The organism is Streptomyces sp. CA-243310, assembly GCF_050936775.1.
GTDB lineage: Bacteria > Actinomycetota > Actinomycetes > Streptomycetales > Streptomycetaceae > Streptomyces.
Map to the genome: position 1 here is coordinate 117,228 of NZ_JBNJMF010000002.1, position 16,535 is coordinate 133,762.

9 protein-coding genes, 3 pseudogenes and 1 riboswitch are annotated in these 16,535 nt (G+C 70.8%); of the genes and pseudogenes, 9 read left to right on the forward strand and 3 right to left on the reverse strand.

The window, feature by feature from the left end; genetic code table 11:
* Positions 1-120: 120 nt before the first annotated feature.
* Both ACQEVM_RS18035 and ACQEVM_RS18040 read right to left on the reverse strand, forming a co-directional pair.
* Complete coding sequence (locus ACQEVM_RS18035) at positions 121-666, reverse strand: GNAT family N-acetyltransferase (RefSeq protein ID WP_433080243.1); 546 nt, start codon at positions 664-666, stop codon at positions 121-123.
* A 556-nt stretch (positions 667-1,222) separates the two neighbouring features.
* Positions 1,223-2,635 (reverse strand): hypothetical protein, encoded by a 1,413-nt coding sequence (locus ACQEVM_RS18040; protein ID WP_433080245.1) that lies wholly within the window; start codon positions 2,633-2,635, stop codon positions 1,223-1,225.
* 116 nt (positions 2,636-2,751) lie between these two features.
* Positions 2,752-2,880, reverse strand: a riboswitch (cobalamin riboswitch).
* A gap of 323 nt (positions 2,881-3,203) precedes the next feature.
* Between ACQEVM_RS18040 and ACQEVM_RS18045 the strand changes: the two genes are divergently transcribed.
* The 5 genes and pseudogenes from ACQEVM_RS18045 to ACQEVM_RS18065 all read left to right on the forward strand — a co-directional run bounded on the left by ACQEVM_RS18045 (position 3,204) and on the right by ACQEVM_RS18065 (position 10,660).
* Complete coding sequence (locus tag ACQEVM_RS18045) at positions 3,204-6,008, forward strand: prenyltransferase/squalene oxidase repeat-containing protein (RefSeq protein WP_433080247.1); 2,805 nt, start codon at positions 3,204-3,206, stop codon at positions 6,006-6,008.
* Positions 6,005-6,952: a hypothetical protein gene (locus ACQEVM_RS18050; protein ID WP_433080249.1), complete on the forward strand. Its 948-nt coding sequence runs from the start codon at positions 6,005-6,007 to the stop codon at positions 6,950-6,952. Before ACQEVM_RS18045 ends, ACQEVM_RS18050 begins: the two co-directional genes overlap by 4 nt.
* A 6-nt stretch (positions 6,953-6,958) precedes the next feature.
* Positions 6,959-8,146 carry an energy-coupling factor transporter transmembrane component T gene (locus ACQEVM_RS18055; RefSeq protein WP_433080251.1) on the forward strand — a complete coding sequence of 396 codons (1,188 nt, stop codon included), beginning with the start codon at positions 6,959-6,961 and terminating at the stop codon, positions 8,144-8,146.
* Positions 8,143-9,797, forward strand: a pseudogene (locus ACQEVM_RS18060) (ABC transporter ATP-binding protein). Before ACQEVM_RS18055 ends, ACQEVM_RS18060 begins: the two are co-directional and overlap by 4 nt.
* Before the next feature lie 2 nt (positions 9,798-9,799).
* Positions 9,800-10,660: an ECF transporter S component gene (locus tag ACQEVM_RS18065; protein WP_433085245.1), complete on the forward strand. Its 861-nt coding sequence runs from the start codon at positions 9,800-9,802 to the stop codon at positions 10,658-10,660.
* Positions 10,661-10,697: 37 nt separating this feature from the next.
* Here the strand turns inward: ACQEVM_RS18065 and ACQEVM_RS18070 are convergent, their stop codons facing one another.
* Positions 10,698-11,837 carry a HoxN/HupN/NixA family nickel/cobalt transporter gene (locus ACQEVM_RS18070; protein ID WP_433080253.1) on the reverse strand — a complete coding sequence of 380 codons (1,140 nt, stop codon included), beginning with the start codon at positions 11,835-11,837 and terminating at the stop codon, positions 10,698-10,700.
* Positions 11,838-12,062: 225 nt separating this feature from the next.
* On the opposite strand from ACQEVM_RS18070, the pseudogene ACQEVM_RS18075 reads away from it, so the two are divergent.
* The 4 genes and pseudogenes from ACQEVM_RS18075 to ACQEVM_RS18090 form a co-directional block, all read left to right on the forward strand.
* Positions 12,063-12,434 (forward strand): annotated as a pseudogene (locus ACQEVM_RS18075) (tRNA (adenosine(37)-N6)-threonylcarbamoyltransferase complex transferase subunit TsaD); the annotation flags it as partial.
* A 17-nt stretch (positions 12,435-12,451) separates the two neighbouring features.
* Complete coding sequence (locus ACQEVM_RS18080) at positions 12,452-12,601, forward strand: hypothetical protein (RefSeq protein ID WP_433080255.1); 150 nt, start codon at positions 12,452-12,454, stop codon at positions 12,599-12,601.
* A gap of 26 nt (positions 12,602-12,627) precedes the next feature.
* Positions 12,628-15,283, forward strand: a pseudogene (gene alaS / locus ACQEVM_RS18085) (alanine--tRNA ligase).
* A gap of 253 nt (positions 15,284-15,536) precedes the next feature.
* Positions 15,537-16,523, forward strand: coding sequence for an ABC transporter substrate-binding protein (locus tag ACQEVM_RS18090; RefSeq protein ID WP_433080257.1), 987 nt, complete (start codon positions 15,537-15,539; stop codon positions 16,521-16,523).
* Positions 16,524-16,535 lie beyond the last annotated feature (12 nt).

The following is a 16,535-nucleotide window of genomic DNA, read 5'->3' on the forward strand; positions in this document are numbered from 1 at the left end:
AGATCCTCTGGGATGGATCAGCCTCTCGCACACTGCGGTGGCTGCACCAGTCCCCTTTCGCGATGTGTGGCCTCAGGCCATCAACGAGTGCCCATGACCTGGCGATTACGACCTGCCTGGTCAACCGGCTGCTGCATAACAATGCACGACTACCGCCTGCTCCGGGCTCCACTGCTGCTCGACCGCGGCCAACAACTCCCAGCCCAGACGCTCGTAAAGAGCTACTGCTGAGGCGTCGGAGGCCACGACGTCGAGCACGGGATGCAGATCGCGTTCCTGCGCGTCACGCATCGCCTGGGCCAGCAGGAGTGCGCCGATCCCATGGCCTCGTGCCGCCGGAGCGACGAACAGGCGGTTGACCACAACGGCTGGTGCGCTGCTCGCGCCCTCGCGACTGCTCCACAGGACCGGTGCTGCATCGCCTGGCTCACTGCGGGACAGACCGATGTGACCAACGACCCGCCCGTCCAGCTCCGCTACCCAGGCCGCGAGCAGTGCCGGCTGGGACAGCCAGCCGCCGGGAGAGTCCGGCCAGTTCACTGGGTAGCCGTCTTGCCCATGGACGTCGGCAAGTACCTCAACGCACGCGCCCAGGTCGGAGTCTGTTCGACGCCGGACATGCCGGATCGGCGCTCCGCCGGCTCCAGGACCACTCTCGCTATTCACCAAAGCATGGAAGCACAGCCCGCCGAGCGGAGATCTGCGACCAGGCATTTCCGATACACGCCCCAGTCGGCCACGGTCACCCGTTCAGCGCTTTCGCCTGCGGTCTCCTGGAGCGGGCCCGTCCGGACGCGTCCCAACCACCCGACGGGCCCGCTCCACAGCTCCCTCCAAGGCGCTGAGCAGGCCCGTCGGAGGCACACCCGTCGTCTTCGTGGAAGCCCGGGTCGCTGACCCCGCCGGTGGCTCTCCCGCTCTCAGCAGGGAACACATGGCCTCGGCGACCTCGGTCAACGAGATCAGTGCCTCACGCGTCATCCGCAACCGTACGACGTGGGAGCCGAACTGACGTCGCGAGGCCGCGAGACTCTCGAACTCTCCCTCGGTGAGGGCCACCAGCCGCACCCCGTCGATGACGACGGGACGCGGCACGATCTTCGTCAACTTGGACCTCCCGGGCTCATGGGTAAACAGCCCTGATTCGGCATGTGTGTTCACCAATCCGAACACGGCGGGGCCGCGGTCCCGAAGGTCCGCAGCCCCGACCGGTGTACGAAGGTCAGGCGCCCCAGCGCAGGGCGATGGTGTCGCCCACGTTGATCACCTTGTTGCGAGCCGCGCCCGCGAAGGCCGCGCCGTCGACGCTCACCTTCCAGGTGTTGGAGCCGCTGTTGGCCTTGCCGTTGATGTTGGTGATGGTGCCGGTGCCCGAGGAGGGAGTGACGCTCGTGACGCAGCCCGACGGGGTTGCACCACTGGTAGCAGCGGCCAAGACGTCCCCGAGGGTCGTGGTCGTACCGGTGGGCGTGAAAGCCACCGAGCAGACCTTGAGGTTGCCCGCGCCGTCGTCGACGGTCAGCGCCAACCTGGTCGCGGTGCCCGCTGTGAAGGTGCTCTGGGCGACCCACTGCGGAGCACCGGGGGTGACCGGCACCGGCGGGGCCGTCGTGAAGCCCCCGCCCGCGACGGCGCGCAGCGCGTCGATGGAGGAATAGGCGGAGGGCACGGTGTCGGAGGGCTTGTACTTGAAGCCACCGGCCGGGTTGTACTGGTTGGCGATCAGGAAGTCGATCGGAGTCTTGCCGCTGCCGGTGAGGAAGTCCCCGGTCTGCGGGTTGAATCCGCATGCGTTGAGACCCGCGACGCCCCAGCCGTTGGAGCTGGTGTTGATCCCGTAGAGGGAGTTGAAGGCGCCGCTGTTGGAGACGAGCGTGCTCTTGAGGAAGTTCTTCGCCTGGACGACGTCGGTGTCGGTGTTGGGGACGCCGGAGGCGCAGAGGGCCGCCATGGCGGCGCCGGTCATGTCGACGTCGCTCGCGGAGTTCAGGACGGTGGGGTTGCCTTCGCCCTTCTGGTAGGTCCAGCCCCCGTCGACGTGCTGGTTGGCGCGGATGCGGGTGACCATCGAGGTGGTCAGTGCCTGCGGGACACGGGCGCCCCCTGCCTGAGTCTTGGCGCCGCCCAGCGAAAGGGCGGCGAAGACGGTGCCGTTGAAGTTGCCGGACGGTCCGAAGTAGCCCGCCTCCGCGGTCTGCCAGTGCGAGTAGATGTTCGCGACGAGGTTGCGGGAGGCCGAGACGCGGGCCGGGTCGATGCCGGCGGCGTACGCGTTGAGGGTGCCGCGCTCGTAGTCGGTGACGACCGGGGAAGCCGACGGCCAGCCTGCCGTCGACAGCAGGTTGCGGTAGACGGTACGGGCATTCTTCGTCGTGTCGCCGGCGGGGTAGACGTCGACGACGGCCGTACCGGTTGCCGCGAAGGTGCTGAACGCCCACTCGTTGGACAGACCGCTGCCGGCGTACGAACCATCTGCCGCCTGCAGGGACTTGAGGTAGGCGATGCCGTTGGTCTTGGACGTGGCGATCTGCGCGGGCGACGAGGTCGCGAACGCGGGCAGCGCGGTGAGAGTGAACGCGCCGAGCGCGGCGGGTACGGCTAGCGCGAGGCGGCGGGAGGTACGGGGACGGGACATGGCCTGCTCCTGGAATCGGCGGACGCCGACCGCATCCGTCGCCCCGGCACCGTGCGGACGCACGGCCGGGCATGCCGGAGGGGCCGCCGTCCGGAACGCGTGGTACGGCTTCCTGTACTGCAAACGCCGTATGGGCATTCGGGCTCGGAGACGGCCCCCGCCGTCCCACACCGCTGCGCGTCAGCTCCGGCTTCCCACCGGATTCCCCCATCTGGCAGCCCAGGACGCTACCCGAGTGATCAAGGGTCCGCCAGCCACCGTCAGGAAGGTCGAAAGGAATCGATCGGGGGCTGTGCCCTGAGACGCAGGCCACCTTGACGCTGTCTTTATCCGCGTGTTCCACTCCGACTGATACGCACTCAGCCCCAGGGGAAGCCGGTCGAATTCCGGCGCTGACCCGCAACCGTAGGCCCGGTACCACCGGGCGAGCCGGAATGCCTGGAGCCAAGTTTTTCAGCGAGAAACGCCGTCGCGGACTACGGCGTGGTTCGAAGGCTCCCGCTGCGTTTGCCTGCGAGGGACGCCCTTTGCCACGTACTGGTCCGCCCGGCTGACACGAGGGGCCGTGGTGGGGACCGCAGAGCAAGCAGAGCGACGTATGGGAAGAAAGAGGCTGGTGTCGCTGATATCGGCGACGCTGCTGACCGTCAGCGCGGGCGTGGCCTTCGTCACCGGGACGACCTCTGCCGTCGCCGACCCGATCGAGGGGTGCACCGCCACGACCGGCGCGATCGTCGCCGTCGACTTCGGGCCCTTCGGCGGGAAGGTCGAGCGGGGCTGCGACACCACTCTCACAACGGGCTACGAACTGCTCCGGGACGCCGGTTTCACCACCGAGGGCACCGGTCACGACGGCCCCGCCTTCATCTGCCGCATCGGCACCGGCTCCTTCAACTCCGGTACCCAGTACCCCACCCCGGACAAGGAGGACTGCGTCCTGACCCCGCAGGCGACCGCCTACTGGTCGTACTGGGTCGCCTCGCCCGGCCAGAAGAACTGGACCTACAGCTCCCTGGGAGCGATGGCACGCAAGCCCAAGCCCGGCGACGTGGACGCATGGGTGTTCGGCGGCACGGACATCGGCGGCTCGTCGGGCAAACCCACGTTCACCCCCGACGACGTCCGCGCGGGCGGCGCACAGCCCTCCCCCGACCCGACCGGCCCCACGGGCCCGTCCGTTCCCCCGGGCACGGTGGACCTGCCCGCTGCCACGCGTTGGGTGAGCGGGAGGCTGACCGACGGGGAACGGATCGTCGACGAGGGCGCCACGACCCCGAACCACCTCCTCACCACCGAGGTCGTCTACGCCCTCGCGGGCGCCGATCGGCAGAGCCCGGCGGCCCGCAAGGCCGCCGACTTCCTGGCCACGCCCGCGCAGACGGACGCGTATGCCTACCCGGCCGGCAAGGACGGGATTCCCGACGCCACCGCCGCCGCGCGGCTCGCACTCGTCGCCGAGGCCACCGGCAGGGATCCCCGTGCCTTCGGCGGCCACGACCTGCTCGGGGACCTCGTCAAGTACGTCTGCCCGCGCGACATCGGCGACGGCGAGACGATCGACGGCTGCCTCACCAAGGGCGACTTCCGCACCACCGGCCAGTCCGACGCCCAGGCCATGGCCGTCATCGCCCTGCTGAACGGCGGTGTGACGCCCCCGGCCGACGCCGTGAAGCGACTGACCGGACTCCAATGCGAGGACGGCGGATTCACCGGCATTCTCATCCGCACCGGCGGGTGGTGTGACAGCGACGCGAGTTCCACCGCGCTGATCGTGCTGGCCCTCAAGCGGGCAGGTGGCCACGAGGCGGTCGTCGAGAAGGCCCGCGCCAACCTGCGGAAGACGCAGCTGCCCACCGGCGCTTGGCCCGCCGCCGCCTACATGACCACCGGCAGCCCGGCCGCCACCGGCTGGGCGGCCCAGGCCCTGCGCGCTCTCGGCGACACCGCGCACGCCGACGCGGGCCTCTTCTGGCTCTCCAAGCAGCAGTTCCCCGCGGGCGGCTTCGGCTTCGAGGAGGGCGACACCGAGTCGCGGCTGTACCCCACCGCGCCGGCCGTCGTCGCGGCCGCCAAGAGCGACCTGGTGGCACTGACCACGAAGCAGCCCGATCCGAAGCCCACGGACCCCAAGCCGACGGACCCGAAGCCCACCGACCCCAAGCCGACGGTCCCGCCGGGCGACGGACCGGACATCAAGAAGGGGCTGGCGTACCTCACCAGGCCCGGCAATCTGATCCAGGGCCGTTACTACGAGGGCTCCCCCGCCCGCGCGGACTACGGAATGACCATCGACGGCGCCTACGCACTGGCCGCCACCGGCGGGGACGACACCACCCTGCGCAACATCGTCGACTTCATGGACAAGGGCGGCAAGGACGGCGAGGGCCGAGGCATCCACGCCTGGACCATGATCGGTACCAAGTACGCCGTCGGCGGCGCGATCGGCAAGACCGCGCTCCTGGCCGAGAGCGTCGGCCGCGATCCGCGCAGCTTCGGCGGCCAGAACCTGATCGCCGCGCTCGCCAAGGACACCTGCGCGGGAAAGAACACCGATGTCGTCCCCTACTGCGGGGGCAAGGGCGCCTACGGCAATGCCAAGTCCGTCTTCGACCAGTCCCTCGGCGTCATCGCCCAGGTCCGAGCGGGTGAGAACACCGCCGCGGTCGAGCCGATCGCCTATCTGAAGAGCCTTCAGCACCCCAACGGGTCCTGGAGCAGCATGCTCGTCGGAAAGAGCCCCGACGAGGTCGACTCCACGGCCATGGCCGCGATGACCGTGGACCTGCTGCCGGACGCCGACTCGCAGGCCGCCGTGGACAAGGCGCTTGCCTGGCTCGCGGGTGAGCAGTTGGCGGACGGCGGATTCCGCGGCGCCTCGGGCATCTCCGTCAACTCCGCCGCGCTCGCCATCCAGGGACTGTCCCTGGACACGCCCAGGTACGGTGCGCAGATCGCCAAGGCCCGCAAGTTCCTGGCGACCCAACAGAACAGCGACGGCGGCTTCAACATCACCGCGGACAAGGAGCCCGGCTCCGACGTTCGCGCCTCCACCCAAGCCATCGGCGGAACCACCGGCATCTCCTTCGCCACCCTCACCCGCAGCCTGCAAGGCACCACCCCGCAGCCCATCCCCAACATCACGGGCGGTGCGGGTACGTCGGGCGGTACCCCTGTCATCGTGACTCCGGGGGAGACCACGGGGGGATCGGGCAGCGGCGGCACTGTCGCACAGGGCGGTACCGGTGGCAGCCTCGCGTCCACCGGCGTCCAGGTCGGTATCCTCGCCGGCGCCGCGGCCGCCCTGTCCCTGGCCGGTTGGCGACTCGTCGTCATGGCGCGCTCCCGTCGCAACCCGGCGGAGGCCGGCCGATGAGCTTCCGCGTCACGCGTGCCCTGGCTCGCGCGGCGGCCGCCCTGGGGCTGACGATGGCGGCCTTCGCCGCCACCGCGCCCCCGGCCGGCGCCGCCCCGCAGCCCATGGGCCAGTGCACGACCTCCTCCGGAGCCGTCCTCGCGGTGGACTTCAGCCACTGGGGTGGCCCCGTCTACCGTTCCTGCGGCACCGCCCCCACCACCGGCTACGAACTCCTCAACCAGGGCGGCTGGGCCACCACCGGCACCGGCCACGACGGCCCCGCCTTCATCTGCCGGATCGGCTACAGCGGCCACCAGGGCGGCAAGCAGTACCCGACGCCGCAGCAGGACGACTGCGTACTGACCCCGCCCGCCTCCGCCTACTGGTCGTACTGGCACGCCAACCCGGGCCAGAACACCTGGGAGTACAGCCAACTCGGCGCGATGCTCTACAAGCCGAAGCCCGGCAGCGTCGACCTGTGGACCTTCGGCGCCACGGACATCGAGGGCAGCCAGGGCCGGCCGCAGGTCACCCCGGACCAACTGCGCGCCCACAACGCTCGGCCCACCGGCGCGCCACAGCCCGAGGACACCCGTACCGCGGCTCCCCTGCCGCCCAACGTCAACACGGGCCCGAAGCCCGAGAACCGGCCACCGGCCGACCGCACATCCCCCGCGGTCACCCCGCCTGCAACGGGCACCACGCCCGCCGCCTCTGCGTCCCCTTCGGCCTCGCCCACCGACAGCGCCTCACCCACTCCTTCGGTGTCACCGTCGCCATCGACCAGTACGGCAGCAGTGGCCGCTCCGGCCCCCGGGCCCCAGGTCGTCGAGGCGGCTCCCGCCGCGGACGCGCAGCACGACGTGGGCTCGTACCTGCCCGCCGTCGCCACCGGAGCACTGGTGCTCCTGATCGGCGCCGCCGCCGTGTACGCGGCCAAGCGCCGCCGCCGTACGGAGTAGCCGCGCGTGTCACGCACCGCCACGACAGCCGCGGTCGAGCCGCCCGTGTCCGGCCTCGCGCCGGACGTGGGCGGCCGCCGTCTGCCCCGCACCCTGCACCCCGTCGCCTGGTGGATCTGGGCGCTCGCCCTGGCCACCGCGGTGAGCCGCACCAACAACCCGCTGCTGCTGTTCCTCGTCCTCGCGGTCCTCGGGTACGTCATCACCATGCGCCGCACCGAGGCCCCCTGGGCGCGCGGCTTCAAGTACTACCTGTACCTCGCCCTCACGGTCGTGGCGATCCGGGTGACCTTCCGTGCGATCTTCGCCACCGGCATCACCCCCCGGGACCACTTCCTCTTCTCGCTCCCCCACATCCCGACCCCCGACTGGTACGCGGGCATCCAACTCGGCGGCCCGGTCTCCCTCGAAGCGCTGCTCTCCGCCGCCACCGACGGACTCCGCCTCGCCTGCATGCTGTGCTGCATCGGCGCCGCCAACACCCTCGCCAACCCGAAGCGGGCCCTGCGCGTCCTGCCCGGTGCCCTGTACGAACTGGGTGTCGCGGTCACCGTCTCCATCAGCGTCGCCCCGCAGCTGGTGGCGAGCGTCCAGCGAGTCCACCGCGCGCGGCGGCTGCGGGCCGGCCGCTCCAAGGGGCTGCGCGCCCTGCGCGGGATCATCGTCCCCGTACTCGAAGACGCCCTGGAACGGTCGCTGCGCCTCGCGGCCGCCATGGATTCCCGCGGCTACGGCCGCGCCGGCACCGCAACCCGCCGCTCCCGCCGCCTGACCGGTGCGCTCATGCTGCTCGGCATGTGCGGTCTGTGCGCCGGGGCCTACGGACTCCTCGACGCGACCGCCCCGAAGCTGCTGGGGCTCCCCGCGATGGCAGCGGGCGCCCTGCTGTGCTTCGCCGGGCTCCGGCTCGGCGGGCGCCGCATCACCCGTACCACCTACCGGCCCGACCCGTGGCGAGCCGCGGAATGGGCGGTCGCCGGCTGCGGGGTGCTCTCCGCCGTCCTGCTGTTCAGCAATGCGGGCTTCAACGCCGCCGAGCTCAACCCCTCCATCTACCCACTCAGCTGGCCGACCCTGCCGCTCGTACCGGCGGCGGCGATCCTCCTCGCCGGCACGGCCGGATTCCTGGCACCACCCCCGACGGCCACCGCCCGGCCGGCCGTTCCCGCACAGCGCACCGAGGAACCCAAGTGATCCACTTCGACCAGGTCACCGTCCAGTACGAGGACACGGCCGAACCGGTCCTGCGCGACGTGAACCTCACCGTCGAGGAAGGCGAATTGTGCCTGGTCGTCGGTCACACCGGCGTCGGCAAGTCCACCCTCCTCGGCGCGGTCAACGGGCTCGTCCCGCATTTCACCGGAGGCACTCTCCACGGCCGCGTCCTCGTCGACGGCCGTGACACGGCCGAGCACCCGCCCCGCGAACTCGCCGACGTGGTCGGAGTCGTCGGACAGGACCCCCTCGACGGTTTCGTCACCGACACCGTCGAGGAGGAACTCGCCTACGCCATGGAGCAATTGGCGGTGCCGCCCGCCACCATGCGCAAGCGCGTCGAGGAGACCCTCGACCTCCTGGGCCTCGCCGACCTCCGTCACCGGGCCCTGCACGAACTCTCGGGCGGCCAGCAGCAGCGGGTCGCGATCGGCTCCGTCCTCACCGCGCATCCCCGTGTCCTCGTCCTGGACGAGCCGACCTCGGCCCTGGACCCGACGGCCGCGGAGGAGGTCCTGGCTGCGGTCACCCGCCTCGTTCACGACCTCGGCGTCACCGTACTGCTCGCCGAACACCGCCTGGAGCGCGTCGTCCAGTACGCCGACCGCGTCATCCACCTGCCCGGCGACGGGCGCGTGGTGTCCGGTCCGCCCGCCGAGATCTTCCGTACCTCGTCCATCGCGCCGCCGATCGTGCGGTTGGGCCGTGCGGCGGGCTGGGACCCGCTGCCGCTCTCGATCCGCGACGCCCGCCGCGCCGCCGCACCCCTGCGCACCCGGCTGGCCGATGCGGTTCCCCCGCCGGTGCGGCCCGCGCCACAGGCCGACCGCCCCGGACTGCTCAAGGCCCGCGGAGTGACGGTGACCTACCAGGGTGTCCCGGCTGTCCGCGCGGCAGACCTCGCCCTCCGGGGCGGGGAGATCACCGCGCTCATGGGCCGCAACGGCTCGGGCAAGTCCTCCCTGCTGTGGGCGCTCCAGGGCTCCGGACCCCGCAAGGCCGGCACGGTGCACATCTCCTCCACCGACGGGGGCAAGGACACCGACCCGCAGAAACTGTCCGCCGCCGAGGCCCGCCGCCTCGTCGGCCTGGTCCCACAGACGCCCACCGACCTCCTCTACCTGGAGAGCGTCAAGCAGGAACTCGACCAGGCCGATACCGAATCCGAGGTCGGCGCCGACGCGCCGACCGCACGCGAGATCCTCGACCGCCTCGCGCCCGGCATCAACGACGCCACCCACCCCGCGACCTGTCCGAGGGCCAGAAACTCGCCCTCGTCCTCGCCATCCAGCTGTCGGCGGCCCCCCGGGTGGTGCTCCTCGACGAACCCACCCGCGGCCTCGACTACCGGGCCAAGGAACAGCTCATCACCATCGTCGACGGCCTCGCGGCGCAAGGACGTGCGGTCGTCATCTCCACGCACGACGTCGAGTTCGTCGCCCGCGCCGCCGACCGGGTCGTCGTCATGGCCGAGGGCGACATCGTCGCCGACGGGCCCACCACCGAAGTCATCGTCGCCTCCCCCGTCTTCGCCCCGCAGACCGCCAAAATCCTCTCCCCGCTCCCCTACCTCACGGTCGCCCAGGTGACTTCCGCCCTCCCCGACGAAGAGACGGACCCCGCCTCATGACCATGGCCGCACGCACCGCTGCCATCCGCATCAACGCGCGCGCCGGGATCGTCATCGCCATGGCGGCCTTCCTGGGGATCGTCGCCTTCTTCTGGCCGTTCCTGGTGGCGCCGGGGAAGTTCGGCTCCAACTACGCGCCGCCCCTGATCTTCGGGGTCCTGCTGGTCATCGTGCTGTGTGTGGTCATCTCGGAGATCGCCGAGGGCGGGATCAGCTCCAAGGCCCTGGCCATGCTGGGCGTGCTGTCCGCGGTGAACGCCGCGATCCGCCCCCTGGGCGCGGGCACGGCCGGCATCGAGACGGTCTTCTTCATCCTCGTCCTCGCCGGGCGCGTCTACGGCCCCGGCTTCGGGTTCACCCTGGGCTGCACCTCGCTCTTCGCCTCCGCGTTGATCACCGGCGGGGTCGGACCCTGGATGCCGTACCAGATGTTCGGCTGCGCCTTCGTCGGCATGCTCGCCGGCTTCCTCCCCAGGGCCGGCGGTCGCAAGGAGATCGCCCTGCTCGCCGTGTACGGATCGGTCTCCGGCTACCTCTTCGGCTTCCTCCTCAACCTCTCCTTCTGGCCCTTCTCCCTCGACCCCAACAGCTCGATCGCCTACCTGCCCGGCCTCCCCTTCACCGAGCAGTTCCAGCGGTACCTGGCCTTCGACCTGGCCACGTCCCTGGGCTGGGACACCGGCCGCGCCGTCACCAACTTCATCTGCATCTGCCTGGCCGGCCCCGCGGTTCTGACCACCTTCCGCCGAGCGGCCCGCAAGGCCCGCTTCCAAGCCCCCATCCGCTTCAACCCCGCAGGAACCAGAGGCCACGGGCATGCCGCCGCCTCACCGGAGAGCCCCGTGACCGGTTCGCACGCCTGATATGCCGCGGATGCCCGGCCGACGTCCTCACTTCCCTCTACTCGGCTTCCCCCTGCGGAGCTGCCTCTCCGGCAGGTTGGAGGTGGGCGGTCCATTTCTCTTCGATACGGCCGTACTTCCACGTCACCAGCGCCAGGATCCAGGTGACGAAGAACAGGCCGACGATGACGAAGCCGATGGTGTTGAGGTCCAGACCGCCGGCCCAGTCCCAGAAGGGGCCGTGGAGGTCGAGCTTCTCGGCGAGGAGACCGAGGACCTCGACGGTGCCGATGATGAGGGCCACGGCCACTGACAGGCCTGTGACGGTGAGGTTGTAGTAGACCTTGCGGACCGGCTTGGAGAAGGCCCAGCCGTAGGCGAAGTTCATGAACGAGCCGTCGATCGTGTCGAGCAAGGACATCCCTGCGGCGAAGAGGACGGGCAGGCAGAGGATCGCGTACCAGGGCAGTCCGGATGCTGCGCCCGAGCCTGCGAGGACGAGCAGGGCGATCTCGGTGGCGGTGTCGAAGCCGAGGCCGAAGAGCAGGCCGAGCGGGTACATCTGCCAGGGCTTGGTGATCGACTTCATGGTGCGGCCGAGGAGCCGGTTCATGAGGCCGCGGTTGTCCAGGTGCTTTTCCAAGGTGGCCTCGTCGTACGCACCGGAACGCATCTGGCGGAAGACCCTCCAGATGCCGGCCAGGATGACGAGGTTGATCGCGGCGATCACGTAGAGGAACGTCGCCGAGACGCTGGTCCCGATCAGCCCGGTGACGTTGTGGAGCTCGGAATCATCGTCGCGGACCGGCCCGGCCAGCGCTTTGATCCCGAGGGAGAGCAGGACGGCCAGGCCGAAGACGATCGTGGAGTGCCCCAGGGAGAACCAGAAGCCCACCGACAGCGGGCGCTGCCCGTCGTTCATGAGCTTGCGGGTGGTGTTGTCGATGGCCGCGATGTGGTCGGCGTCGAAGGCGTGCCGCATCCCGAGGGTGTACGCGGTCACGCCGATCCCGATGCCGAAGGTCTGCGCACCGATGCTGTAGTGCTCCGGTGTCACGATCGCGATGAGCGTGAACCAGCCGATGAGGTGGAGCGCCAGGATGAAGACCGCCATCCCGCCCAGGCCGGCCCATTCCCTGCGGGTCAGGGAATGACGGATGCGACGGACACGGCCCCGGGGGCCGGATGTGGTGACCACGGGCGAACGACCTTCCTCGGACAGCACAGCCTGGTGCGGTCAGGCCCTACCAGTACCCTTCTGCGCCCGTCGAGTACTTGCAACATATGTGCAGTAAAGCGGCGGTCAGACTTTGACCAGCGGAAACACGCCCGTCGCCACCGAGAGCCGTGCCCTATCCTTATTGCGAAGAGGTCGCAATAACGTCACTCAGGCGGGAAGAGGGGTGCTGTGGTGAGCTCCCAGCCGTACGTGGTGCTGATCGTCCCCGGCGGCCGCACCTCGCTGCTCCTCGTACGCGATCTCGCGCGCGATCTCGTGCGCGAGCCGATCCTGCACCTCGGGGACACCTCGACGACGCGGCCGGCGAGTGCTTCGACAAGGTCGCCCGGATCCTGGGCCTGCCGTATCCCGGCGGGCCCGCCATCGACCGGGCCGCGCGCCGGCGACCCGATGGCCGTCGCGGATGTGCTGACCCGCAAGGCGCCGGCGGCCTGCCGCGCCGACGACGTGACGACGCTGATCGTGGTCGGCGGCGTGGCCGCGAACTCGCGGGTCAGGGCCCTGGCGGAGGAGCGGTGTGCGGCGACGGGGATCGAGCTGCGCGTTCCGCCGATGACGGGCGGTGCCGGCTGATGGCTCCCGTACGGACGCAGGCTGCCACCGGCTTCTACCGGTGGCTCGGCTGGAGCCAGGCCACCCACCCCACACCCGGGGGAGCCGGTCACGCGGCTTTCCTCGGCCCCCGACACCCGGCCCGCACGGCCGCCCCCCTGCCCATCTGACGACCGACCATCGGAGCAGCACCGCCATGCGTACCGCCGACATCCGCCAGCGTTTCCTGGACCACTTCGCCGCCCGGGGCCACACCGTGGTCCCCAGCGCCCCGCTGCCGACGCCCGACCCGACGCTGCTGTTCGTCAACGCGGGCATGGTGCCTTTCAAGCCGTACCTCACCGGTGAGGTGACGGCCCCGTGGGAGCGGGCGACGAGCGTGCAGAAGTGCGTCCGGACCCTGGACATCGAGGAGGTCGGCCGCACCACCCGGCACGGCTCCTTCTTCCAGATGAACGGCAACTTCTCCTTCGGGGACTACTTCAAGGAAGAGGCCATCGCGTACGCCTGGGACCTGTCCACCAAGGCACAGGCCGACGGCGGCTACGGCTTGGACCCGGACAGGATCTGGGTGACCGTCCACCACTCCGACACCGACGCCCGCGGCATGTGGCGGCGCATCGCAGGCCTGCCCGACGCGCGGATCGTGGAGCGCGGCGACGAGGACAACTTCTGGTCCATGGGCGTCCCCGGCCCGTGCGGACCCTGCTCGGAGCTGTACTACGACCGCGGCCCGGCCCTCGGCCGCGAAGGCGGGCCGGCGGTCGACGAGGACCGCTACATGGAGTTCTGGAACCTCGTCTTCATGCAGTACGAGCGCGGCGAGGGCAGCGGCAAGACCGGCTACCCGATCCTCGGCGAGCTTCCGCGCCGCAACATCGACACCGGCATGGGCCTGGAGCGCATGGCCACCCTGCTCCAAGGCGTCGACAACCTCTACGAGATCGACGAGACCCGCCCCGTCCTGCAGCGGGCTGCCGACCTCGCCGGGGTGCGGTACGGGGCCGACGCCGAGGCCGATGTCCGGCTGCGGGTCGTCGCCGACCACGTACGCACCGCCCTGATGCTCCTCGCCGACGGCACCGCCCCGGGCAACGAGGGCCGCGGCTATGTGCTGCGCCGGATCCTGCGCCGCGCCGTCCGCTCCATGCGGCTGCTGGGCTACGAGGACCTGGCGCTGGCCGAGCTGCTGCCGGTGGCCCGTGACTGCATGGCGCCGAGCTATCCGGAGGTCGCGGAATCGTTCGCGCGGATCACCGACCAGGCCGGCGCCGAGGAGGACGCCTTCCGGGCCACCCTCAAGCAGGGCACCACCGTCCTCGACACGGCCGTCGCCCAGGTCAAGGCCGACGGCGGGCGGTCACTGCCCGGCGCGAAGGCGTTCCTGCTTCACGACACGTACGGCTTCCCCATCGACCTCACCCTGGAGATGGCCGCCGAGCAGGGTGTCGAGGTCGACCGTGAGGGCTTCACCGCCCTGATGAACGCCCAGCGCGAGCGGGCCCGCGCCGACGCCCGGGCCCGCAAGGCCGGCGGGGCCGTCGACACCACGGCCCTGCGCACGGTCCTCGACGCGCACGGGCCCACCGACTGGCGGGCCTGGGACACCCTGGAGACCGAGTCCCGAGTCCTCGCGCTGCTCGGACCGGCCGGTCCGGTGCCGGCGGCCCGTACGGGTGACCTCGTCACCGTCGTCCTGGACCGTACGCCGTTCTATGCCGAGTCCGGCGGCCAGGACAGCGACGCCGGACTGCTTTCCGGCACCTCGGTGGAGGCCGAAGTCCTCGACGTCCAGCGGCCCCTGCCCGGGCTCGTCGCCCACCAGGTCCGCATCACGGCCGGCGAGCTCGCCCCGGGCGACACCGTGCACGCGGCCGTCGACGCCGAATGGCGGCTCGGCGCCCGCCAGGCCCACTCCGGCACCCACGTCCTGCACGCCGCCCTGCGCGAGGTCCTCGGCCCCACCGCCCTCCAGGCCGGCTCCTACAACCGGCCCGGCTACCTCCGCCTCGACTTCCCCTGGCGCGGCAGCCTGTCCGCCACCGTACGCGGCGAGGTCGAGGAGGCCGCCAACCGCGCGCTGCGCCGCGACCTGCCGGTCGGCGTGCAGTGGATGACCCTGCCCGAGGCGAAGGAACTCGGGGCGCTGGCCCTGTTCGACGAGACGTACGGGGAGAAGGTCCGCGTCGTCGAGATCGGCGGCGCCTGGTCGCGCGAGCTGTGCGGCGGCACGCACGTGGAACGTTCCGCTCAGGTCGGCACGGTCGCGCTCACCTCCGAGGGCTCGGTCGGCGCGGGCATGCGCCGACTGGAAGCGGCCGTCGGCATCGAGGGCTTCGGTTACCTGGCCCGCGAGCGGGACCTGGTGGCGCGGATCGCCGAGCAGCTGGGGGCCCCGCGCGCCGAGTTGCCCGAGCGTATCGCCGGTCTCCTGGACCGGCTCAAGGCCGCCGACCGGGAGAAACGCCCGCCTCAAGCAGCAGGCCACCAGCGCCCGGGCCGCCGAACTGGCCGACCGGGCCACCGACGTGAACGGCACCCTGGTCGTCACCGCCACGGACGACGGGGGCGCCGCCGAGGCCCGGGCCCTGGCACTGGCCGTACGCGACCGGCTCCCCGCGGGGCAGCCCGCCGTGGTGGCCGTCGGTGCGGCCACCGGCGACAAGGGCGCCGTGGTCCTCGCCCTCAACAGCGCCGCCCGCGAGGCGGGACTGCAAGCCGGCCACCTGGTCAAGAGCCTTCTCGGCGGGCGCGGTGGCGGCTCGGCGGAGGTGGCACAGGGCGGCGGCATCCCGGCGTCCGACCTCCCGGGCACACTCGCCGGGCTGGGCCCTCTGGTCGCCGGGGCGTAGTCGCCGGCGCGGGCTGCGAGGGGGCCATCCGACGGGCAAGCCGGCTCTTCGCACGACGAACACGCTCCCGCGCACAACCCGCCGTGCAGCCGTACGCCCCTCCTCTGCAATCCAACTCGTTGCAGGGGGCGTGCAGTTGCGCATAACTTGCAGGAGTCCGAAGTCAGGAGATCAGTGGGCCCGCCGCGTCCGGTGAGGATCGCTCCGTGGTCTTCCGTGACCATCCGACAGACCCGGTGAGAGGACCCACCGCATGAGGGGCACACGCTCGCTGCCTGCGCTACTGGCCGTGGCCGCCGTATTACTCGTCCCGGCCTGCGGCAGCAAGATCCCGGACCGCGCCGACTCGCACGGACCGGGGGCGAAGGGATTCCCCGTCACGGTGACCAACTGCGGGGTGAAGACCACCTACCAGCGGCCGCCGCAGCGCGCGGTATCCCTGAACCAGCACGCCACGGAGGTCATGCTGGCGCTCGGGCTGGAGAGGTCGATGGTGGGCACCGGCTATCTCGACGACAGGATCCTGCCCGAATACCGGGCCGCCTTCGACTCCGTGAAGGTGCTGTCGAAGGAGTACCCGTCCTTCGAGACGCTACTGGCCGCCGAGCCGGACTTCATCTACGGCGGATTCGCCTCCACCTTCGATGAGAAGGAGGGCCGCAGCCGCGCGGCCTTCACCAAGGCCGGGATCAACACCCACCTCAACATCGAGGAGTGCCCGGCCGGGCCGGTGACCATGGCCACCATCGACGAGGAGATCCGCACCCTCGCCAAGATCTTCGGGGTGCCGGACCGAGCCGAGCAGCAGGTGGACAAGCTGCACCGCACCCTCGACCAAGTGGACGGCGAACTGGCCGGCGTCGCCCCGACCAAGCTCTTCGTCTACGACAGCGGGGACAAGACCGCCTTCACCGCAGGCAGCAAGGGCATCGGCAACGAGCTGATCAAGAGGGCCGGCGGGGTCAATCTCTTCGCCGACGTGGACAAGGCCTTCGGTGACGTGTCGTTCGAGCAGGTGGCCGAGCGCGCTCCCGACGTCATCGTCATCTACGACTACGGTGACCAGCCGGTCGAGGACAAGAAGAAGTTCCTCCTCGCCAACCCGGCCCTCAAGGACGTCCCCGCGATCAGGGACAAGAGGTTCGCGGTGCTGCCGCTGTCGTCGACCGTGCTCGGGGTCCGCGTCCCGGCGGCCGTGGAGTCGCTGGCCCGCCAGATCCACCCGGACCGATTCCAGTGACCGATGTGACGG

Coding starts and splice junctions, on each gene's coding strand:
- ACQEVM_RS18065 (WP_433085245.1), top strand. CDS start 9,800: ATGGCCGCACGCACCGCTGCCATCCGCATCAACGCGCGCGCCGGGATC.
- ACQEVM_RS18040 (WP_433080245.1), bottom strand. CDS start 2,635: ATGTCCCGTCCCCGTACCTCCCGCCGCCTCGCGCTAGCCGTACCCGCC.
- ACQEVM_RS18080 (WP_433080255.1), top strand. CDS start 12,452: ATGGCTCCCGTACGGACGCAGGCTGCCACCGGCTTCTACCGGTGGCTC.
- ACQEVM_RS18090 (WP_433080257.1), top strand. CDS start 15,537: ATGAGGGGCACACGCTCGCTGCCTGCGCTACTGGCCGTGGCCGCCGTA.
- ACQEVM_RS18050 (WP_433080249.1), top strand. CDS start 6,005: ATGAGCTTCCGCGTCACGCGTGCCCTGGCTCGCGCGGCGGCCGCCCTG.